Below are 21,378 nucleotides of genomic sequence, written 5' to 3'. Positions count from 1 at the left end.
CGGCGCTCGACGGCGCGCCGCCGCTCAGCGCTTGCGCCACACCGTCGCCAGCCACGGCTGCTGCTCGCGCGGCCGGCCCGCGGGGCGGTAGTAATGCTCGATCTCCTCGAACCCGGCGGCGCTCACGTGCTCCCGCCACCGCTCCAGCGACCAGTAGCAGCCGTAGCGATCGCCCGACCACCCCTCGCGATCGTCGCCGCGCGGGTTCGAGCTGAAGAGCACGCCGCGCGGGCGGAGCGCGGCGTGGAGCTCGCGGAGCACGCGCGGCAGCTCGCGGCTCGGCACGTGGAACAGCGACGCGTTCGCGAAGATCCCGTCGAAGCGCTCGGCCCCGAGATCGAGGCGCAAAAAATCCTGGTGGAGCACCTCGCACCCCGCGTGCTGCCGCGCCATCTCGACGAACCGCGCCGACCCATCGAGCCCGACCGGGATGTGCCCCGCGGCGCGGAACGCCGCGAGGTCGCGCCCGGGGCCGCAGCCGAGATCGAGGATCGTGAACGGGCCCGCCCCCTCCAGCGCCGCGAGGAGCGCCGCGCGGTTCTGCGAGACGTCGTGGTCCCGCGTGCCCTCCCAGAACGACAGGGCGTGATCGTCGTAGTGACCCAGGGTCCTCGCGGTGAGCCGGGAGAGGTCGTCGTCGCGCATGGCGGCAGTGTGCGCCGGGCGGGCCGCGCCGCAAAGGCGGGGGGCGTCCCTTCAGGGGGCGTCGAGCCAGGCCTCGAGCGCCGCGGCGAACGCGGACGGGGCGTCGAGCATCAGCCAGTGGCTGGTCCCCGGCAGCACGACGGACGTCAGCGCGGGCCGCAGCACGTGCAGGCTCAGCGGCCACGCGTTCGACGGGGCGAGGAGGGCGTGGGCGCGAGCGCCCGGGGAGGCCAGGTACCGATCCAGCGCGTTCGCGGCCTCGAACTCGAGCAGGTGGCGGGACATGCCGAGCATCCGGTCCTGCGTCGTGGCGGCGGCGCCCGCCAGTATCGTCTCCCGCGTCGCGGGCGTGCTGCCCGCGAGCGCCTCGTCGAAGGTGGCCACGGCGGTGTCCCGCCAGCCGTCCGACTCGAGCGCGGCGATGTAAGGCGTGAAATGCTGCGCCTTGCCGGCCGCCGGGACCTGCGAGAAGTCGCGGGGCGGGTCCGCGAGCACGAGGCGCGCGACCCGCTCCGGATGGGCGGCCGCGGCGGCGAGCGCCACGAGCGCGCCGTAGCTGTGGCCGACGAGCGCCACGCGGGGGAGCGCCAGGGCGTCGAGGACCGCGAGCACGTCGGCCGCGCATGCGGAAGGAGCGTAGTCCGCGTCGGCGGGGGGCTCGGACGCGCCGTGTCCCCGGAGATCGATGGCCACGGCGCGGCGCCGGCCGGAGGCGTGCGCGAGCGGCGCCTCCCAGAAGTCGGCGTGGGCGACCATCCCGTGCACGAGCACGAGCGGCAGCGCCTCGCGCGAGGGATCCGCGAAAGCGACGGGACGAGCGCCCGCGGGGGAATCGGCGCCCACGGCGGGATGATCGACGACGTGGAGCGCGCCCGCGGGGCCCGCGACGGTCAGGGAACGCATGTGCGTCGGCTACCTCGGTGTGTGCGGCCGCGTGACGGCGACGCGAGGGCGGAGCGTAGGCGAGGGGCTCGTCCGAAGCAACGCCGCGGCCCTCCGGGTGCCTTCCGATTGACGGCGCCGGAGGGCCCATCGGATAAGCAGGGCCATGAAGAACGAAGCGGCATGGCGAGAGACGAAGTTCGTCCGGCGGGGCGGCAGGCTGCGCGCGTCGACCGACCTGCGGGAAGTCATCATGGGCTCCCGCCTGACCGGGGACTGCATCGCGAGGCTCTACGACGAGTACCTGCCCCGGTACGCGCACGGCGCCGCGGCGGACCTCGGTTGCGGGACGGTGCCGCTGTACGGGGCCTACCGGAGCCATGTCTCGTCCGTGATCTGCGTGGACTGGAGCAATTCGGCGTTCGAGACGCCGCACCTCGACTTCGAGTGCGATCTGAACGGCGCGCTGCCGCTGGAGGATGCCTCCCTCGATACGTTGATCCTGTCCGACGTGCTCGAGCACATCGCGCGGCCGGAATCGCTCTGGGCGGAGATGGCGCGGATCTTACGCCCTGGCGGCGTCGCCTTCGTGAACACGCCGTTCTTCTACTGGCTGCACGGAGAGCCCTACGACTACTACCGGTACACCGAGTTCGCGCATCGTCGTTTGGCAGAGCAGGCCGGGTTCGAGGTGCTCGTGATGGAGCGCATCGGCGGGCTGGTGGAGGTGGCGTGCGACGTCTTCGCGAAGAGCGCCTCCGCCGTCCCCGTGGTGGGGAATCCGATCGCGGCGCTGGCGCAGGGCGTGGTCAGCGCGTGGTCCCGGTCGTCGCCCGGCCGGAAGGTCGCGCACTGGAGCGGCAGGAAGTTCCCCTTGGGGTACTTCCTCGTCGCGCGCCGCCTCCCCGCGCCGCCGCAGGCCTAGGGAACGCCGAGATCTTGTTCTCTTCTTGGCGTCCTTGGCGGTTCATTTCTCGGTCGATCGACGAGACGGTGGTCTAGGCCTCGGCGCGGTGGAGCTCCTGCACGAGCGCGGCGAGCCCCGGCGGCGATGACGTGAAGTGGATGCGCACCACGTCGTCGGCGCGCGGGTCGAGCTCGATCACCTTCGCGTGCAGCTCGCCGCCGAGCTGCTCGGCGAGCGCGACGGACGGGTGGAGCTGGAGGTTCGTGAACGGCGCGGGCCGCGGGTGCAGCCGCAGCACGGCGCCGAAGGGGGAGAGCCCGAGGATGAACGCGGACTGCGGCTCGCCCTCGACGCGCTTGCCCGCGAGGCGCGCGCACACGACCGGCAGCGGCGACGAGAGCGCGAGGATCTCGACGCGCCGCTCGGGCAGGTAGAGCCGCTCGGGGTTGTCGAGGCCGAGGAGCTCGTGGACGAGCACGCGGTTCGAGAACCCCTTGACGGCCAGCGCGTGGCTCTGGCCGAGCAGGAGGCCGGCGCCGGCGGCCCGGCGCGTGGTGTCCGCGATGAGGATCTGGCGGCCCACCGTGCACGACTCGATGCGGGACGTCAGGTTCACCTGCGAGCCGACCACGCCGTATTTCGTGCGCGCCTCGGAGCCGATGTTGCCGACGACCACCGGGCCGGTGTTGAGCGCGATGCCCATCTGGAGCGTCGGCAGCCCCTCCGCGCTGTTCTTCTCGTTCACCGCGTCCATCGCGATCTGCATCTCGAGCGCGCAGGCGACCGCCCGGCGGGTGTCGTCGCCCGTGGCGAACGGCGCGCCGAAGAGCGCGAGGATCGCGTCGCCGATGAACTCGATGACCGTGCCGCCGCGCGCGATGATGATGCGCGCCATCTCGCCGAGGTAGCCGTTCAGGAGGCGCATCACGACCTCGGGCGGCATGTTCTCGGTCATCGTGGTGAAGCTGCGCAGGTCGGTCATCATGATGGTGACCTCGCGCTCCTCGCCGCCGAGGAGCTGGGCCTCGGGCGAGGAGAGCAGGCGGTTCACCACGTCGTCGCTCAGGTAGCGGCCGAACGTCTTGCGGATGAACTCGCTCTTGACCGACAGCTCCGCGGCGAGCTGCGACAGCTGCTCGCGCGAGCGCTTCAGCGTGAGCTGCGTGTCGAGGCGCCCGAGCAGGATGTCGAAGTCGATGGGCTTCGTCACGTGGTCGTTGGCGCCGAGCTTGAGCGACTCGACGACGTCCTCGCTCGCGCCCCGCGTGGTCACCATGATCACGGGCAGCTCCGCCGCCGACCGGCTCTGGCGCAGGGCGGAGAGCACGCCGAGGCCGCTGATGCCGGGCATGTTCACGTCGAGGAGCACGGCGTCGAAGCGCTCGCGCGCGGCGAGCCCGAGCGCGCGCGGGCCGTCCTCGGCGGCGACGGCGCGGTAGCCGTTGTTCTGCAGCACGCGGCAGAGCACGTCGCGGTTGCCCCGGCTGTCGTCGACCACGAGGATCGCGCCGCGCCCGCCGCCCTCGATCTCCGTGTGGAGCGCCGGCTCCTCGCGCGGGGAGGCGACGTTGACGTTCACGCTCGAGGGCGCGTCCTCCTCGCCGTTCTCCATCGCCTGCACGATGCCGAGCAGCTTTCGCGAGGCGAGCTCGATGTTGCGGATGTCCTCGATGTGCTGCGGCGCGACCTTGCCCTGCAGCGACGCGACGAGCAGCCGCGTGTAGCCGAGGATCTGGTTGATGGGCGTGTACGGGTCGTGCCCGCCGCCGTGCGGCTCGTGGAGCCGCTGCGGCTCGCGCGCCGCCGCCGGGCGGGCCGCCGGCTGGGGCGAAGGCGGCTGGGGCGAAGACGGCGAGGCGGGCGTGATGCGCCTGCCCGGCGACGAGGCCGGCGCGTGCCCGCGGCCCCCGTCCTCGTGGCGCGACAGCTCCGGCACGCGCGAGCTCGGCGGCTCGGGCGGCTGGGTCGCGGGCATGGTGGGCGGCCCCTCCGGCGGGTCCCACCGGTCGAACGGATCCTGCAAGGTGTGGCCGCTGCGCGCCGCGGCCGGGCCGAGCGGCCGATCGCGCCAGCGCGCGTCCGGCGAGGGGTGGCCGCCGTGCACCGCGCCCGTGGCGCTCGGCCGATCGCGCCGCACGCGCGCGTCGGTCGGGAAGTGGCTGCCGCGCGCCGGGGCGGCGGCCGGGTGCTGCGGGGGCGGGAGGGTGCTGCCGCCCCGGTTCGACGCCGGCGCCGGCGGCAGGCAGCTGCTGTTGTTGCGCGCCGGGGGCGGCGCCGGCGGCACGTAGCTTCCGCTGGTGTTGCCGCGCGACGGGATCGTCTCCGGCGGGGTCCCTCGCGACGACACTGGGCTGACCGGTGCCTTTTTGTTCGCGTCCTTGTCGGAGGGGGATCGGGTCATAGCTACGGCGATTCTACGCCTGCGCGCGTCCTGGCAACGATGGATGACACCTGGGCTTCAATTTTTATCGCACCTCGACACCGTGATCCACGGCGGGTGGATTTCCTCCGCCGGCGCAACGCGCGCGCTCCGAGGGCGTCCGGGCTGTCCTGGTGAACTCTTTCAGTGAGCCGGCATCCCGAAACCGAGAGAGGTGTTGGCCACCTCCCGGCTCAACTGGCCTGTCGCAGCGCGTGATCCTGGGCGCGGGCGCCGCGCCGGGCCGCGGGACCGGGCCAGTGGCCTCGCGGCGCCCAAAGGCGGCTTCGAGCGCGCCGCGCGCCACGTCGACGACACGCACGTCTCGGACGCCGAGCGCCCCATCGGAGTCGCTCGTTCCCCGCGACTCCTGCGCTGCATGACCGACGCGAGCGCCGCCGGTCGCGCGGCCTGGAGGCGATTCGCCTCGTGGTCTCTGCGCGATCCATCACGACATCTCGAAGCCAAATGAAAGACTTTTTTTGAAGTCAAGCGTCTCCTGTCCTCCCGCGAGCCTCGCTTGCGGCTGCTGGGCGTCCGGGGGCGAGGGCCGTCGCCGCGGGGCGCGGGCGGCGGGCGAGCGCTGCAGTGTCGTGCGCCGTCCCGGCGAGCTCATCGTGCACGACGAGGTGAGCCGATGCGTGAAACAGCGGCGGATCGCGGGCCATGGCTGCACGACACCCATATTCGTACCCTGCTTCCCCACCTGATCATCGGGTGGCGCACACGCGCGCGGGCAGGCGAAAGGCGGCGCGCGAAATTTCTCCGATCGCGCCTGCGCCATGTGGAGTAGCATCGCTCAACTCGTCGACGAAGGGGTAACATGCATAAGGCACGCAAGAACCTCACCCATTTCACGATGGATGGCTTCCACGGCTTCCGGAGCCGTTTTGATGACGTGAAGCTGGCGCAGGAGCTTCTGGAGGAGGTGCCCGGCGTGCTCCGGCTGAAGCCGGTGATGCCTCCCTTCATCCTCCCGTATTACAACGGCGTCGTGGCCGAGGACTGCGGCATCAGCGCCTTCGTGCTGCTGCTCGGGGGCCACCTCACGATCCACACCTTCAGCTTCCGCGAGTGCTTCTTCGCGGATCTGGTGTACCCGGGGGCCTTCGATCCTCAGCGCGTCCAGATGATGCTCCAGACGACGCTCCCGTGCCGCAGCGTGTTCACGCAGACGGTCGATCGCGGCGAGGGCGGAGATCTCGTGGAGCGCCGGGGGCACGAGGTGGTGAGCCCGGAGGCCGACTTCGGGCCCCACCTCTTCCTGCAGTTCAGCCCGTACCGCGGGCCCACGTCGCTCGACGCGCTGTTCGACATCTTCGATCACCTGCCCTCGAAGATCGGGATGACGCCGATCATGCGGCCCTTCGTGGTGAAGACCGCGACGAAGGACGGGGTGCCGGTGATCAGCGCGATGGTGATGATCGCCGAGTCGCACATCACGCTGCACATCTTCCCCGACAGCGACGAGGCGTTCTTCGATCTGTTCAGCTGCAAGTTCTTCGACGTGGAGCCGGTCGTGCGGGTGCTGGCCGAGCAGTTCGGCGGCAACGTGACCGAGCAGGTGCTCGTCCCCCGCGGCCAGCGCTACCTGCAGCTCAGGACCGAGCGCCCGCACGTGATGAGCCACGTGAACCAGTGGCTCGCCGCCTCGCACCCCGGCGTCTACGCGCGGATGCCGGGCGACGGGGGGCCGCTCGGGCCGAAGCCTTCGAAGGGCTGAGCCGAGGATAGGCCGCCCGGGCGCGAGCGCGGCGGCCTGGGCGCCAAGCGAAGCAAAAGGCAAGAGAAGAAGCCGCCGAGCGGAGAGAGAGATGGGCTCCATACTCTCTCTCCTCTTGGCGTCTCGGTTTTGTGTTTCTGCATCCATGCCCTCGTCGCCTGGCCGCGGCCCGCCACGACGAGACGACCTCGCGGGACGAGGGCGAGGGGGCGATTCCCTTGCTCTTCGTCGCCGTGTGCGATGAGCGCGCCTCCGGGATCTCCCGACGTCGCCCGCGCCGAAGCATGATTTCGACCGGAGGAGCGATATTGGTGCTCCTCTGCGCCCATGCGCCGACATCGGTGCATGCCCGATGCCCGTCCATGCCGTTAACCCCGCGCTATCGCGCGGGAATCCTCGGTTGCCTCGGGGCTGGAAGCGCGGCGGTGACTGCGAGCGAGGCGCCGCGGGAGAGCACTTGTTTCTCTTGCGGAGCGTGGGAAGGCGTCGTAGTGATCTAGGTACGCGAGTTTTGGGCTAGAGCTGACATGAACCACCGGCTCTAGCTTCTTTGAGAAGGAGTAGCAGAGGTATGCCCCTGCACACCGGACAGATGGTGACCCCTGCGCTGCGGCTCGTACGCATCCTCCGGCGGGGCGGGATGGGGAGCATCTGGGTCGCCGAGCGCCTCCCGCTGAAGGCGCAGGTGGCCGTGAAGTTCATGTCGCCCGAGTTCGCGGACGACCCGGGCTACGTGGAGCGGTTCCGGCGAGAGGCGGTCGCGGCCGCGCAGATCACGAGCCCGCACGTCGCCCAGGTCCTCGATCACGGGCTCACGGCCGAGGGCATGCCGTACATCGCGATGGAGCTGCTCCGCGGCGAGGACCTCCGGGCCCGCATCCGCCGCCTGGGCCGGCTGCCGCTCGGCGAGGTGGCGCGCATCGTGACGCAGACGGCGAAGGCGCTGAGACAGGCGCACCGGCTCGGCATCATCCACCGCGACATCAAGCCGGACAACCTGTTCCTGACCGAGGTGGACGGGGAGACCTTCGTCAAGGTGCTCGACTTCGGGATCGCCCGGCGGGCCCGGGACATGCGCGTCACCTCGACCGGGAACGTCGTTGGGACGCCGCTCTACATGAGCCCCGAGCAGCTCATCTGCTCGAAGGACCTCGATTTCCGCGCGGATCTCTGGTCGCTCGGCGTCGTCGCCTACCACGCGATCACCGGGCAGGCCCCGTTCGCCGGGGATTCGCTCGCGGCGCTGACGCTGCTCGTGCACACCGCCAAGTTCAAGCCGCCGAGCGCGCTCCGGCCCGAGGTGCCCCCCGCCCTCGACGACTGGATGCGCCAGGCGCTGCAGCTCGACCCGAGCGCGCGCTTCGGGTCCGCCAAGGAGATGGCCGACGCGCTGGATCGGGCGCTCTCGCCGCGCAAGCGCGGCGCCGAGGCGTGGGCCACGACCGGCGACTCGGGCGTGGAGAGCCCGATCACGATGCGCGTCCCGAGCGCGCCGGACACCGCGGTCACCCGGCGCCACCCCGCGCCGGCGCCCCCCGCGTTCGCGGTGGCGGAGACGGATCCCTGCGAGGCCGACGTCCCCGATCGCACGACGACGGTCATGATGACGACCTCGAGCCGCAAGAAGCTCAGGCCGCCGTCGGTGCGGCTCGCCACGGCCGCCGCCCTCGGCGCGATGCTCGCCGGCGCCGGCGTGTTCCTCGGCGCCCGCTACGGCGCGCCCGTGGCCGACGGCGCCGCGCTCGCCGCCGTCGCCTCCCGCAGCGCCGCGTTGACCGGCCCGGCCGAGGCGACGCTCCTCGCCAGCGTCGTGGAGACGCAGCGGCAGCTGCGCGCTCCGGAGATCCCGGAGCCCGCCCCGGCCACCGCCGCGGCAGCCCAGCCCGACGCCGCGCCGGCGATCGAGGCGACCCGACCGGCCGCGAAGAAGCCCGCCGCGCGCCCCGCGCGGACCCCGGGGCGGGCCAAGCCTGCCCCGTCGACGGGGCGGGTCAACCGGCGCATCAAGCCCTTCCCGCGCAACGACATCGCCATGCACCGATAGAGCGCCGATCACGTTGATCGCCCGTCAGCGCGCGCGCAGCGCGTCCGCGGTCGCCTGGTCTGCAGGGAAGAACGACTCGACCGCGAGCTCGGACAGGGTGACGTCGACCGGCGTGCCGAAGACCATCGTCGTGCTGAGGAAGCTCAGGACGCCGTGCTCCGTCCGGAGCCTGAGCGGGACCGCGATGGCCACCGGGCTCGGCTCGCGGCCGGGCTCCGGGCGCCGCGCGGCCTCGGGCGGCGGCGGATAGCGGCTGAGATCCTCGAGGAGCTTCACCAGGACGGGGTCGGCGCTCACCTCGATCTGGCGGCGCAGGCGGGCGAGGAGGTGCGCGCGCCACTCGGCGGCGTTCTCGATGCGCGGCGCGAGGCCCTGGGGGTGCAAGCTCAGGTGCAGCACGTTGATCGGGGGCCGGAGCAGGGCAGGGGCGGCGCCGGCCAGCAGCGGGCCGATCGCGCCGTTCGCGGCGACGAGGGTCCAGTGCCGATCGATGGCGACCGCCGGATAGGGCTCGTGGCCCGCGAGCACGAGATCGACCGCCCTGCGGGCCGCCGCGAGCGCGGGATCGTCGAGGCTGCGCTCGGGATAGAGCGGCGCGAACCCCGCGGCCACGAGGAGCTGGTTGCGGTCGCGCAGGGGCACGTCGAGGCGCTCCGCCAGGTGGAGCACCATCTCGCGGCTCGGCTGCGCGCGGCCGGTCTCGAGGAAGCTCAGGTGGCGCGTCGAGATGTCGGCCTGACACGCGAGCTCCAGCTGGCTCATGCGGCGGCGCTGGCGCCACTCGCGCAAGAGACCCCCGACCGGTGGATGGGCGCTCATCATCGAGGGCGACCCTAGCACCACTGTGTCACAGCCGGAGGGACTGGAGCCTGGGGACCTCGGCGTGTCGACGGTGGCAGCTGGGACACCGGGGCAGCCAGCGGGTCAGCACGCGGGCGATGGCAAGACGGCAGGTGGCGAAGGAGTCGCTAACATGGCGCTCAGGCCGCGAGTGGGAACGGCGTGGGGAAACGCGTTCGTTCGGCCGAGGGGGGAAAATGCCGCGCGCGTTCGGCGACAACGAACGCGTAGCAGCTGAGGGCGACGGTCACATGGTGGTGCCAGCCGGGAAAGCGCCGGCCTTCGAAGTGATCCAGGCCGAGCTCGCCCTTCAGCTCCTCGTAGACCTTCTCGGTACGGTAGCGCTCCTTGTAGAGGCGCACGATCTCCCTCCGGGACATCCGGGCCGGCAGTGTCGTGAGGGCAAACTTCGTCGGCTGACGTTCTCCGTCGAGCCATTCGATCAGCAGCCAGACCGGCTCGTGCTGCGCGACCGGAATGCCATCGCGGCTCGCTACGCGCACGCGCCGCAGCGCGAAGCGCGACGAGAGCGTGCGTCCGGTCCCTTCGCGCCAGGCAATCCGCCGAAAGCCCCGACGGCCGAGACGTCGCCCCAGCTCGCCCACGCTCATCGGGGTGCAGCGCTCGGAGTCGCTTCCGCTGAGCAGCAGGACTTTGGTGGGCGCTTCGATCCCCACGGCGTAGTCGAACCCCAGCAGGCGCACCGTCTCCCGGAACTCATGGGCGTTGCCGTAGAGGGCGTCGGCGAGCACGATGTCACCGGGGATCCCTTCGCGCACGGCGCGCTCGATCATGCCGAGCGCCAAGTCGACCTTGCTCTTGTACTGCACGGACGCAGGTATGCGGGCTTCGCGCCGTCGCGCCGGATCCTCGGCCCAGCTCCGAGGCAGGTACAGCTCGAAATCGATGGGCACGTGGTGGTAGCGCGTCGCCACGCTCAGGCTGAGGCCGATCTGGCAGTTGGTGATCTTGCCGGCGGAGCCGGTGTACTGCCGTTGAACCCCCACCGAGTGCTCGCCCTTCTTCAAAAAGCCCGTGTCGTCGATGAGCCACGCCGAGACCGGAGCGTGCTCAGCCATCGCCGCGATGGCGTAGCGGGCCGCGTACCGGCGCACGGCGTGATCGTCCCAGTGCGCGTTCGAGATGAAATGCTGCAGGCTCTGGTGCGCCGCCTGCACGCGCGCCGGGTCGGGGCAGGCTCGGGCAGCGAGCGGCTCAATGCTCTTGCGTTCCGCCTCGCCGAGCAGCCCCATCGCATAGATCGCGAACGACTCGCGCCGCAGCGGATGGGCAAGGATGTCCCCGATGTCCGAGAAGTAGGCGTCCAGCCGCCGCTGGGCGGCGGCGTTCATTGTGTACTCCACGACACATCAGGCTGTGTCGCCCCTGCAGGGCGGCAAGCTCCGGTCCGCAGAAAGGCTCCAGCCTTCCGGGAGATTCCTGCGGGGAGCGTCGGCTCACCCCGCCCGGTCGCGACACAGTGGTGCTAGCACGCCGGAAAATGACGCCCATTACCTGGGAGGTAATCGACCCCGGTCCCGGCGCCGCGCATCGTAGGCCGTGTCGGAGCACGACTCTCAGCGAAAGGAACTCGCCATGTCGTTCATGACCTCTCCTCGTTTCCTGCGCCGCGCCCTCCTCGCCGATGCCATCGTCAGCGGCGCCACTGGCCTGCTCATGGTCGCGGCCGCGGCGCCGCTCGCCGGCCTCACCGGCCTCCCCGAGGCGCTGTTCCGCTGGGCCGGAGCGGGCCTGCTGCCGTTCGCGGGCCTCGTGGCCTGGCTCGGCACGCGGGAGAAGCCGGCCCGCGGGGCGGTCCTCGCCGTCGTCGTCACGAACGCGCTCTGGGTCATCGACAGCGTGCTCCTCCTCGCGCTCGGGTGGTTCGAGCCGACGGCGCTCGGCTACGCGTTCGTCGCGGCGCAGGCGCTCGCCGTGGCGCTCTTCGCCGAGGCGCAGGCGATCGGGCTGCGCCGCGCGCAGGCGCCGGCCTGAGCGGCAGGGCGAGCACGGGGCGAGGAGCGCGAGGGCGGCGCGCTTGCGCGTCGAGGCAGCCCGGGGGGCGCGCGTTACTTGCCCTTCTCGGCCGCGATGGCGGCCTGCACGGCGGGCCGGGCGCCGACGCGGTCCTTGAACTGGCCGAGGACGGGCCAGGCGCCGAGATCGACGCCGGCGAACTTCGTCCAGGTGAGCACGGTGAAGAGGTAGCCGTCCGCCACCGTGAACTGCTCGCCGAGGAGGTACGTGGCGCCGTCGAGCCGCTGCGCCACGTAGCCGAAGCGCCGGCCCAGGGTTGCCCGCGCCGCGCTCTTCTGCTCGTCGGGAAGCCTCGGCTTGAAGAGGGGCGCGAACTGCTTGTGCAGCTCGGTGCCGATGAAGTTGAGCCACTCCTGGAGCCGGTAGCGACCGAGGGTGCCTGCAGGCGGCGCGAGCCCGGACTCGGGCCTCCGATCGGCGATGTACTGGACGATCGCCGGCCCCTCGGTGAGCACCTCGCCGCTCTCGATCTCGAGCGCGGGGACGTAGCCCTTGGGGTTGATCAGGGTGAAGTCGGCGCCCGATCTCGTCTTCTTCGTGCCGAGGTGGACGCGCTCGAGGTCGAACTCCAGGCCAGCCTCGCGCAGCGCGATGTGGGGAGACAGCGAGCACGTGCCGGGGCTGAAATAGAGCTTCATCGGGGCCTCCGTGACGAGGGGGGCGTCAGCGCGGCGGCTCCGCGCCGCCGCGCGGGGCGGGGTCGGTCAGCGGATCGGCGTAGACCCCGGGGGTGGAGTCGGGGATGAGCGTCGCGCCGACCGTGCGCGCGTAGAACTCGGCGGGCCCGACGCCGCCGATGATGCCGTACGCATAGCCCATCTGCGCGAGGCCGTGCAGCGAGGCGAGGAGCAGCGCCTTGCCGACCCCCCGGCCGCGCTCGCTGTCGGCGACGCCGGTCGGGCCGAAGAAGCCGCGGCGGGTGCACTCGTAGGCGGAGAAGCCGATCACCTCGCCGCCGCGGATGGCGAGATAGACGCTGACGGGCTTGTTCGCGTAACCGACGCTGATCTCATCGGCCCAGTACGTCGTGAAGTGCTGCTCGACGAACCGCCGGACGCGCGTGATCTCGTAAGGCGCCGCCCGCCGGACGACCACGGAGGCCCGCCGCATGGCCTCGAGCGCCGGTTCGAGCGGCGGCAGCTTGAGCAGATTGACGAGCATGTCGGACATGGGCCCTCCCGAGCGACGAGATGACGAGCGCGGAGAGCGGCCCGGAGAGCGGGCCCGCTCCGGCCGGCGTTCTACCAGGATCGGGGCGAGCAGGCGATGCGACGGCGCGCGCCCCGCGCTGCGGCGGGGCGCGCGGGCCGCGCTCGCTACTTCAACGTGTCGGGATCGACGCCGAGCTCCCTGAGCTTCTCCGCCAGGCGCGCCGCCCGCTGCTCGGCGGACTTGGCCCGCTCAGCGAGCTCCTTGCCCGCCGGCACGAGCTCGCCCTCGCGGGTGAAGAAGCGGAGCTGCCCCTGCTCGACGCCCAGGAACAGCTCGAGCTGCGCGCTCCAGAGGCGGCCCGAGGCGTCGGGAGAGAGCGGCTCGTACTGCCCGTCGACGAGGTGGAAACCCGAGAGCTCGAGCGTCTCCGGATGGAACCAGAAGTAGTCCGGCGTCCGGAAGACGTCCTGGTACGTCTGCTTCTTGAGGCCGCGATCGATGCTCTCGGTGCTGTCCGAGAGCACCTCCACGATCACGTTCGGATACCGGCCGTCCTCCTCCCAGACGACCCAGCTCTTGCGCGGCCTCCGCTCGGTGCCGAGCACGACGAAGAAATCCGGACCCCGGAAGTGCTCGGACTTGAGCTGACGAGGGCTGAAGTGGATCGTCAGATTGCCGGCCGCGAAGAAATCCGTCCGCTCCTTCCAGAAGAGCTCCAGGCTCTCGAGCAGCAGGAGCATCTGGACGAGGTGGACGTAGCTCTCCATGGGCGGCTCGTTGCTGTCCAGATCGCCCGGAGGAGCGACGACGTTCGGGTCGACGATCTCCACCGGCATCGAGAAGGCCAGGGACGTCATGCCTCCAGCCTGCCGGAGGATCCACACCGCAGCAAGGTCGGCGGCGCATCTTCTCAATTCGGCGCGGGCTTACGAATCCAGGTATCGTTCATTTCGAGATCGGCATCCCGCCGCGTCCTGCGAGGCGCCCCGCGTCCGTCCTGCCGGGCGCGCGCAGCGCTCGCCGCCGCCGCGCGTCGCCCGCCCGGCAGCGCCGCGCCCGGCAGCGCCGCTCAGCGCGGCGGCGCGTCCGGCGTCGAAGGCCACGACCCCGCCTGCCCGGCGACGAGCAGCCGCGCTTCGGGCGCCCTCCAGTCGCGCGCGCCCGTGAACCGGAGCGCCAGCGTGCCGTCCGGGCGCACGAGGAACGTGTCGGGCAGCGTCGAGACCCCGAGCCGCCGCCCGAGGGCGGGCGAGCCGGCCCGCGCGACCTCGGGCGGCACCTCGCCGTCGAAGAAGGCGCGCACGACCTCCCAGCTCTCGTCGACGCTCACGGCCACGAGCTCGACGCCTCCGTCCCGCCGGAGCTCCCGGCCGAGATCGAGCAGGGCGGGGAGCTCGGCGCGGCACGGCGCGCACCACGTCGCCCAGAGGTGGAGCAGCACGGCCCGGCCGCGCAGCGCGCTCAGGCGAAGCTCGCTGCCGTCCGGCCGCGTGAGGACCTCGTCCGGCGCCAGCTCGGCCCCGGAGAGCTGCTCGTGCGCGAAGGGGCGCCCCGGCCGCCCCGCGTCGCGGCGGTGCTCCACCGCCCAGTAAAGGCCCACCGCGAGCGCCTGGAGGAGCATCAGGACGCCGGCGGCGCGGGAGGCAGCGCGGAGGTGCGGGTGCGCGCCCATGGGCCTACTCCGCGGCCGGCGGCAGGGCCGCCGCGGCGCCCGGCGGGGGGCCGGCGGCGCCCGGCGCGGCGAGAGGGCCCGGGGCGGCCGCCGCCCCCGCGCGCGCCGTGCCCACGACGCTGTAGAGCACCGGCAGGACGAGCAGCGTGAGCAGCGTGGAGGAGATCACGCCGCCGATCACGACCGTCGCCAGAGGGCGCTGGACCTCGGCGCCGACGCCCGTGTTCAGCGCCATCGGCACGAAGCCGAGCGACGCGACGAGCGCCGTCATCAGGACCGGGCGGAGGCGCCGCTCGGCCGCGAGCTCGATGGCCGCCCGCACCGGCATCCCGGCCGCGGTGAGCTGCCGGATGGTGGAGACGAGCACCATGTCGCCGAGCACCGCGACGCCCGACAGCGCCACGAACCCGACGCCGGCGGAGATGCTGAACGGCAGGTCGCGGAGCCAGAGCGCGACGACGCCGCCGATCGCGGCGAACGGAACGCCCGTGAAGACGCGGACCGCGTCGAGGAGCCGCCCGTACGTGAGGTAGAGCAGGAGCAGGATCAGCCCCAGCGCCGCCGGCACCACGACGAGCAGCCGCGCCTGCGCCCGCTCGAGGTGATCGAACTGCCCGCCGAAGCGGACGTAGTAGCCGGGCGGCAGCTCGACCTCCCGATCGAGCCGCGCGCGCGCCTCCTCGACGTAGGTGCCCACGTCGCGGCCCCGGACGTTCGCCTGCACGACGATCCGGCGCTTCGCCCACTCGCGGTTGATCGCGGCCGGCCCCTCGGTCGTGCGGATCTTCGCGAGCCGCGCGAGCGGGATGCGCTCGCCGCCGGCCGACGTGACCAGGATGCGGCCGATCGACGCGGGGTCCTCCCGGTAGCGATCGTCGATGCGCAGCGTCACGGGGAAGCGGCGCTCGCCCTCCTGGAGCTGCCCCACCTCGCGCGCGCCGAGCGCCTCGACGACATCCAGGACGTCGGCGGCCGCGATGCCGTGCCGGGCGATGGCGGCGCGGTCGATCTGGATCTCGAGCACGGGCTGCCCCGTGACCTGCTCGGTCACGACGTCCGCGGCGCCGGGGATCTTCTTGAGGACGGCCTCGATCTCGCGCGCCTTCTGCTTCAGCGTGTCGAAGTCGTCGCCGAACAGCTTCACCCCCAGATCGGCCCGGATCCCGGCGACCATCTCGTTGACCCGCATCTCGATCGGCTGCGTGTAGATGACGCGCATGCCCGGCATCCCCGCGAGCTCCGACTCCATCGCCTGGACGAGCTCGTCCTGCGTCGCGGCGCGCTTCCACGCCTCGCGCGGCTTCAGCGTGATGAACACGTCGGACAGCTCGAGCCCCATCGGGTCCGTCGCCACCTCCGCGGTGCCCGTGCGGGTCCAGACGCGCTCGATCTCGTCCGGGAATCGCTCGAGCAGGACCCGCTCGAGCCGGGTGCCGTAGCGGATCGACTCGCCCGCCGAGACCCCCGAGAGCCGCACGGTGTTGGCGACGATGGTGCCCTCGCGGAGCCGCGGCACGAACTCGGCGCCGAGCCGCGTCGCGAGGAGGACCGCGTTGCCGAGGAGCAGCACGGCGCCGGCGAGCACCGCCCAGCGCCACCGCAGCGCGAGCTGCAGCACGGGCCGGTAGGCCCGCTTGAGGAGGCGCACGAGCGCGTTCTCGCGCTCCTTCATGCGGCGCGGCAGGAGCAGGCTCGCGAGCACCGGCATGAGCGTGAGCGACAGGATCATCGAGCCGACGAGCGCGAAGATGACGGTGAGCGCCATCGGCCGGAACAGCTTCCCCTCCGCCCCCTCGAGGGCGAGGATCGGCAGGTAGACGATCATGATGATGAGCTCGCCAAACATGGTCGGCTTGCGCACCTCGATCGACGCGTCGCGCACCACGTCCGTCGCGCTCCGGTCGCTCGCGTCCTCCGAGAGCCGCCGGACCGAGTTCTCGACCATGATCACCGAGCTGTCGACGACGAGGCCGAAGTCGATCGCGCCGAGGCTCATCAGGCTCCCGGCCACGCCGGCGCGCAGCATCAGATCGAACGCGAAGAGCATCGACAGCGGGATGGCCGAGGCCACGATCAGCCCTGCGCGGAGGTTGCCGAGGAAGGCGAAGAGCACCGCGACGACGAGGAGCGCGCCCTCGAGCAGGTTCTTCCTTACGGTGCCGAGCACCTTGTCGATGAGCTCGGTGCGATCATAGACGACCGCGACGTCGACGCCTTCCGGCAGGCTCTTCTCGACCTCCGCAAGGCGCGCCTTGAGCCGCGTCGTGACCTCGTGGCTGTTCTCGCCCATCAGCATGAAGCCGAGGCCGAGCACGACCTCGCCCTGGCCGTCCGCGGTGACCGCGCCCCGCCGGATCTCGCGCCCCTCGACCACCCGGGCGACGTCGCGCACGCGGATGGGCGCCCCGCCCCTGGCGGCGACCACGATGTCCTCGATGTCGCTCACGCGCGTGGCGATGCCGATGCCCTGGATGAGGCTGGACTCGCCGGCCTGGTCCAGGGTGCCCCCACCCACGTTGGCGTTGTTGCGCTCCAGCGCCTCGGAGAGGTCGTGGAGCGAGAGCCCCCGCGCCGTGAGCTCCGCGGGGTCGACGAGGACCTGGATCTGCCGCTCGTCGCCGCCCCAGGCGTTGACCTCGGCCACGCCGCGCACCGAGCGGAGCTGCGGCGCGATGACCCAGTCGTGGACCGTGCGCAGCTCGCTCAGCGACTTGCCCTTGCCGGTGACCACGTAGTGGAACACCTCGCCGAGCCCGGTGGCGACCGGGCCGAGCTCGGGGCGGTCGATGCCCGGCGGCAGCGCCACGGTCTGAAGGCGTTCCATGACGACCTGGCGGGCCAGGTAGATGTCCGTGTCGTCCTCGAACCGGGCCGTGACCTGGGAGAGGCCGAAGCGGGACAGCGAGCGGACCTCCTCGAGCCTGGGCAGCCCCGAGATCGCCTGCTCGACGGGCGCCGTGATCTGGCGCTCGATCTCGACGGGCGAGAGGGCAGGGGCGACGGTGTTGATCTGCACCTGCACCGGCGTCGTGTCCGGGAAGGCGTCGATCGGCAGGCGGCGGAACGCGAGGATGCCCGCCAGGGAGAGGCCGATCGAGGCCAGGATCACGAGCAGCCGGTGGCGGAGCGACCACGCGATGACGGCGTTCAGCATGATCGCGCCTCAGTCCTCGCCGCAGCAGCCGGCGCCGATGCTCTCCTTGAGGGTCTCGGTCTTGAGCAGGAAGCTCCCCTCGGTCGCGACCTCCTCGCCCGGGCGCACGCCCTTCGTCACCTCGACGAGATCGCCCTCGATCGCCCCGATCTCGACCCGCCGCGCCTCGAACTGGTCGTCGGCGAGCCGCACGAACACGAGCTTCACCGTCTTCGCGCGCTGGACAGCGGCGCGGGGCACCATGACCGCGGCGCGCGCCGGGGCGAGGATGCGCGCCCGGCCGAACATGTTGGCCCGCAGCGCGCCGCCCGGATTCGCGAGCGGGACGCGCGCCTTGGCCGTGCGCGTCGCCGGATCGATGGCCGGCGCCACGTACGTGATCTCCCCCTTGAGCTCGCGCCCCTCGAGGCCGTCGACCTCGACGACCACCGGCTGCTTCAGCGAGACGGCCGGGAGCTCGGTCTCCGGCACGTCGAGCTCGGCCCACATGCTCGAGACGTCGACCACCTCGAACAGGGTCTCCTCGACGCCGACGAGCCGGCCCACGGTCGCCCGGCGCTGGGTCACGACGCCGGCGAGCGGGGTCGTGAGCGTGTAGCCCCCGCTCCCGCCCGCGCTCGCGCCCACGACGGCCAGGGAGGCCGCGAGCGAGGCGCGCTCGGCGCGGGCGGCGTCGAGCTCCTGCTGCGCGACGAGGACGCTCTTGCGCGCGGCGAGCCCTTCCTTCTCGAGCTGCTCCTCGCGCTTCAGGTTCTCCTCGGCGACCTTGAGGCGCGCCACCGCGCCGGCCAGCCGCGATCGATCCGCCCCCACGTCGGCGCTGTCGATGACGGCGAGCGGCGCGCCCCGCTTGACCTCCGAGCCCACGTCCACGAAGAGCTTCTGGACGACGCCCGGCGCGCGCGCGTTGAGCTCGGCGACCTTGAGCGCGTCGTAGGCGATCCGGGCGGTGACGGGGATCCCTCCGCCGCCCTGCCGCTCGACGGCCTTCGCCGTGAGGATGCCGGCGAGCCGGGCCGTGTCCTTGGTCTTGAGCTTGACCTTCGTCCCGTCCGCCGGCGCGCCGTCGCTCGCCACGTCGGCCGCCGGCTTGCCCCCGCGCTCGGGGTGGCAGATGGGGCAGATGGACTCGGGGAACTCGTGCTCTTTGCACCAGTCTCCCTTCGCCTGGAAGATCGGGACGAGCTTCGGATTGCACTTCGTGCAGAGCGCTTCCAGCACGCCGTGCTCCTTGCACATGGCGCCCTCGACGGCCGACGCGGCCCTGGGCTTCGCCTCGGCCTTCTGCGGCGCAGCGTTGTCGGTCCCTTTGGCCCCGCACCCGGAGAGGACGGCGAGCGCCAAGAGCACCACGACGTGAACGCGGCCGGGCATCTCAGCTCCCCTTCGGCGGCCTGACGATCTTCAGATCTGGGTTGCACTTGAGGCACTGCGACTCGGGCAGCCCGTGCTCCGCGCACCAGTCGCCCGTGGCCTTGAACGCCGGGATCAGATCCGGGTTGCAGCGGGAGCACTGCGACTCGGGCACCTCGTGCTCTCCGCACCAGTCCTCGTGGGAGCCGGGCTTCACGTCGGCGGGCGCGTGCGCCGCCTTTGCCTGCGTCTGCTCGGGCGTGGCCTTTCCGGCGCTCGGCGCTTCCTTCGCGCACGACGCAGCACCGAGGGCGAAGACGCAGAGCACGAGCGAGATGGAACGAAACTTCATGGACCTCTTCTCCTTGCTGTTCGCAATGTCACGTGAAGGACGAGTCTCGGGCATGCCTGTCGCTCTCGCGCACCTGCGCGCTGCCGCTCGGCGCAGCGCCGCGACCACCGCCGCCGACCCTGCCCGCGAGCGTCTTGCGCGGCTGGGTAGAGCAGATCTGGGCGGGCGAGCTGAAGCAGGCGCATGACGCGTGGCGATCACGCCCTCCGCTCGGACCTAGCAGGGCGCTGAACCACGCCGCGATCACCTGAGGCCACCGAGGGCGGACAAGGCCCACGTGGAGCTCGCCAGAGCGCGATCGACGGCTCGGGCCGCGGAGCGGCCATCAGCGCCGCGCTAGGCGAGGTGCCTTGGGACGTGGAGCACTTCGCGCGCCTCAGGCGACGGGGGCGCACGCTGGGGCAGGAGCAGCAGAAGCTCCGCGGAGGCGGGCGCGAGCAAGACCGGAACGCTGGGCGAGGGCGGGACGGCCGGGATCCTCGCCGCGCAGCACCCCGAGGCGCAATCCAGGGGACAAGGGCAGCCCCCCTCGTCGCCATCCTCGGGACACGACTCGCCGCAGTCGTCGACGGCCACGAAGGCGTACGCCACCGTCAGCTGGCTCATGAACAAGGCGAGCACGACCATGGAGAGCAGCCGGACGAGCCGCCGCGTCCACATGGATCGGGGATGTTGCCTTCGCTGCCGAGTCACGAGCCGGCAGAGCCTACCATGTGGACTGAGCGGCGCGAGCACGAATCGCGGGGTCGCCCGGGGGTCGGCGCCCGGTGCTGGGTGAACGGGCGCGACACGCCACTCCCAGAAGGATCCCGATGGGGCACCTGCACGGGGGAGCAGCTCCGCTTTCATGTTCCTCGTCCTCCCGAGAGTTCCATTTCCATCCGTGCAGGAGATTCTTCAGCAGCAGTCGTGCTCACCGCGCCACGCGTCCGCGCCCTCCTTGACGACGAGCAAGGCGATAACCAAGGCAGCGATCGGGTCCGCCCACCACCAGCCGAGCGCCCCGTTGAGCCCGATCCCGACGAGCGTTGCCAGCGAGAGCCAGACGCAGGCGGTGGTCTGAAAGGCGTCCGCTTCCATCGCCCGGCTGCCGAGCTGCCGAGCCACGCGACGCTTCGCGCGCGCCAGCCAGCGCATCACGAGGAGCGACAGGCCCGTCAGCCCGACGCCTACGAGAGTGAACTCGGGCCGCTCACCCTCCCAGAGCGCCTGACCCGCGTCGAAGGCGACGTACGCAGCGAGCAGGAACAACGACACGGCCACCAGTCGCTGAGCTCGGTGCTCGACGGCGTCGAGGGCCTGGCTTGACAGCCGGTGCGCCTGTTCCGCCCGGAGGCGCCAGATCATCACGAAGCCCGAGGCGCACTCGACGAAACTGTCGATGCCGAAGCCAAGGAGCGCAACGCTCCCGGCGAGGACGGCCGCCGTCACGGCGACGACGCCCTCGACGATGTTCCACCCGACCGTCAGGTACTCGAGCCGCAGCGCCAGCTCCACGTGCGCCGGCCGTCCTCGCTCCTCCGTATCTGACGAGCAGCTCGTGCAGTGGTCGCAGCTAGCCTCCTTGATCATTCCCATCGCGGCCTCCTCGCAAGGATCGACGGCTCGACCCCTCCAACCTTACGCGGACGCTGCGAGCTGAGCCGTGACGGCAACTGAAACCGCTGGCGCCTCTCGTCGCGACGAAAATTTTCCGGAAGAGTTGAGAGAAGAGCCCGTCGGGAGCAGAATCCGAGGTGCCTATGACCCCAGACAAGCCGACCCGAGCGGCTCACGCCGTGCGCGAAGCCCTCGCGACCCAGCGCGGCGAGTTGTTGGAGAGCGTGCGGCGCAGGGCCAAGGCAGCGGTCGACGCCGAGGAGGTGCTCCAGCGTGCCTTCGAGCGAGCGCTTCTCCGCAGCGACCAGGTGCGTGATCCCGCCGGGCGGCGGCGTGGGTGGGGCGGGTCGCACGCAACGTCCTCCACGACGAACTGCGCAAGAAACACGACGCGGTGCTCCCGGTCGATGAGCTCGAGCTGGCGTCCGTTGAAGAGGAAGACGTCGACTGCTGGTGCGTGCTCGTTCAGGCGGAACGATTGAAGCCCGACGATGCGCTCATCTTGAAGCGCGTCATCGTCGACGGCATGGCTGTCAAGGACGTTGCGGCCGACCTCGGTGTGACGCCGGGCAACGCGATGGTGCGACTGCACCGCGCTC

At 71.7% G+C, this 21,378-nt stretch carries 18 protein-coding genes and 1 pseudogene; 5 read left to right on the top strand and 14 right to left on the bottom strand.

Features of this window, described 5'->3' with window-relative positions; genetic code table 11:
* Nucleotides 1-24: 24 nt before the first annotated feature.
* Complete coding sequence (locus tag WMF20_RS23410; RefSeq protein ID WP_061626501.1) at nucleotides 25-645, bottom strand: class I SAM-dependent methyltransferase; 621 nt, start codon at nucleotides 643-645, stop codon at nucleotides 25-27.
* Between the two features lie 51 nt (nucleotides 646-696).
* A complete protein-coding gene (locus tag WMF20_RS23405) occupies nucleotides 697-1,548 on the bottom strand; it encodes an alpha/beta fold hydrolase (RefSeq protein ID WP_437616826.1) in 852 nt (283 codons plus the stop codon).
* A gap of 145 nt (nucleotides 1,549-1,693) precedes the next feature.
* Here WMF20_RS23405 and WMF20_RS23400 point away from each other — a divergent pair, with 145 nt between their 5' ends.
* Complete coding sequence (locus WMF20_RS23400; RefSeq protein WP_129576420.1) at nucleotides 1,694-2,452, top strand: class I SAM-dependent methyltransferase; 759 nt, start codon at nucleotides 1,694-1,696, stop codon at nucleotides 2,450-2,452.
* 73 nt (nucleotides 2,453-2,525) lie between these two features.
* Here the strand turns inward: WMF20_RS23400 and WMF20_RS23395 are convergent, their stop codons facing one another.
* Entirely contained in the window at nucleotides 2,526-4,835 is a 2,310-nt protein-coding gene (locus WMF20_RS23395) for a response regulator (protein ID WP_437616825.1), read from the bottom strand.
* Between the two features lie 841 nt (nucleotides 4,836-5,676).
* Here WMF20_RS23395 and WMF20_RS23390 point away from each other — a divergent pair.
* Together WMF20_RS23390 and WMF20_RS23385 are read left to right on the top strand one after the other, a co-directional pair.
* A complete protein-coding gene (locus WMF20_RS23390; protein WP_129576418.1) occupies nucleotides 5,677-6,576 on the top strand; it encodes an S-adenosylmethionine decarboxylase in 900 nt (299 codons plus the stop codon).
* A gap of 571 nt (nucleotides 6,577-7,147) precedes the next feature.
* A complete protein-coding gene (locus WMF20_RS23385) occupies nucleotides 7,148-8,620 on the top strand; it encodes a serine/threonine-protein kinase (RefSeq protein WP_437616824.1) in 1,473 nt (490 codons plus the stop codon).
* Between the two features lie 24 nt (nucleotides 8,621-8,644).
* Here WMF20_RS23385 and WMF20_RS23380 read toward each other — a convergent pair whose 3' ends face one another.
* Together WMF20_RS23380 and WMF20_RS23375 are read right to left on the bottom strand one after the other, a co-directional pair.
* Nucleotides 8,645-9,442, bottom strand: a complete 798-nt coding sequence (locus WMF20_RS23380; RefSeq protein WP_437616823.1) for a helix-turn-helix domain-containing protein — start codon at nucleotides 9,440-9,442, stop codon at nucleotides 8,645-8,647.
* Between the two features lie 158 nt (nucleotides 9,443-9,600).
* Nucleotides 9,601-10,812: an IS701 family transposase gene (locus WMF20_RS23375; protein ID WP_437604873.1), complete on the bottom strand. Its 1,212-nt coding sequence runs from the start codon at nucleotides 10,810-10,812 to the stop codon at nucleotides 9,601-9,603.
* Between the two features lie 244 nt (nucleotides 10,813-11,056).
* Here WMF20_RS23375 and WMF20_RS23370 point away from each other — a divergent pair, with 244 nt between their 5' ends.
* Nucleotides 11,057-11,455, top strand: coding sequence for a hypothetical protein (locus WMF20_RS23370; RefSeq protein ID WP_437616822.1), 399 nt, complete (start codon nucleotides 11,057-11,059; stop codon nucleotides 11,453-11,455).
* 74 nt (nucleotides 11,456-11,529) lie between these two features.
* Here the strand turns inward: WMF20_RS23370 and gstA are convergent, their stop codons facing one another.
* The 9 genes from gstA to WMF20_RS23325 all read right to left on the bottom strand — a co-directional run bounded on the left by gstA (nucleotide 11,530) and on the right by WMF20_RS23325 (nucleotide 20,677).
* Nucleotides 11,530-12,135, bottom strand: coding sequence for a glutathione transferase GstA (gstA, locus tag WMF20_RS23365; protein ID WP_437616821.1), 606 nt, complete (start codon nucleotides 12,133-12,135; stop codon nucleotides 11,530-11,532).
* A 25-nt stretch (nucleotides 12,136-12,160) separates the two neighbouring features.
* Nucleotides 12,161-12,667: a GNAT family N-acetyltransferase gene (locus tag WMF20_RS23360; protein WP_437616820.1), complete on the bottom strand. Its 507-nt coding sequence runs from the start codon at nucleotides 12,665-12,667 to the stop codon at nucleotides 12,161-12,163.
* A gap of 146 nt (nucleotides 12,668-12,813) precedes the next feature.
* Complete coding sequence (locus tag WMF20_RS23355; RefSeq protein WP_437616819.1) at nucleotides 12,814-13,506, bottom strand: Uma2 family endonuclease; 693 nt, start codon at nucleotides 13,504-13,506, stop codon at nucleotides 12,814-12,816.
* 212 nt (nucleotides 13,507-13,718) lie between these two features.
* Nucleotides 13,719-14,321 (bottom strand): TlpA family protein disulfide reductase, encoded by a 603-nt coding sequence (locus WMF20_RS23350; protein ID WP_129576412.1) that lies wholly within the window; start codon nucleotides 14,319-14,321, stop codon nucleotides 13,719-13,721.
* A 4-nt stretch (nucleotides 14,322-14,325) separates the two neighbouring features.
* Nucleotides 14,326-17,475: an efflux RND transporter permease subunit gene (locus tag WMF20_RS23345; RefSeq protein WP_437616818.1), complete on the bottom strand. Its 3,150-nt coding sequence runs from the start codon at nucleotides 17,473-17,475 to the stop codon at nucleotides 14,326-14,328.
* A 9-nt stretch (nucleotides 17,476-17,484) separates the two neighbouring features.
* Nucleotides 17,485-18,849: an efflux RND transporter periplasmic adaptor subunit gene (locus WMF20_RS23340; RefSeq protein WP_437616817.1), complete on the bottom strand. Its 1,365-nt coding sequence runs from the start codon at nucleotides 18,847-18,849 to the stop codon at nucleotides 17,485-17,487.
* A 1-nt stretch (nucleotide 18,850) separates the two neighbouring features.
* Nucleotides 18,851-19,180, bottom strand: coding sequence for a hypothetical protein (locus WMF20_RS23335; RefSeq protein WP_437616816.1), 330 nt, complete (start codon nucleotides 19,178-19,180; stop codon nucleotides 18,851-18,853).
* 336 nt (nucleotides 19,181-19,516) lie between these two features.
* Nucleotides 19,517-19,840: a hypothetical protein gene (locus WMF20_RS23330; protein ID WP_437616815.1), complete on the bottom strand. Its 324-nt coding sequence runs from the start codon at nucleotides 19,838-19,840 to the stop codon at nucleotides 19,517-19,519.
* 237 nt (nucleotides 19,841-20,077) lie between these two features.
* Nucleotides 20,078-20,677, bottom strand: a complete 600-nt coding sequence (locus tag WMF20_RS23325) for a cation diffusion facilitator family transporter (RefSeq protein WP_437616814.1) — start codon at nucleotides 20,675-20,677, stop codon at nucleotides 20,078-20,080.
* Between the two features lie 439 nt (nucleotides 20,678-21,116).
* Here WMF20_RS23325 and WMF20_RS23320 point away from each other — a divergent pair.
* A pseudogene (locus WMF20_RS23320) lies at nucleotides 21,117-21,377 on the top strand (RNA polymerase sigma factor); the annotation flags it as partial.
* Nucleotide 21,378 lies beyond the last annotated feature (1 nt).

The sequence above is a fragment of the Sorangium sp. So ce834 genome, assembly GCF_051521425.1.
Taxonomy (GTDB): Bacteria; Myxococcota_A; Polyangia; order Polyangiales; family Polyangiaceae; genus Sorangium; species Sorangium cellulosum_D.
This window is presented reverse-complemented; position numbering and strand designations above follow the sequence as displayed.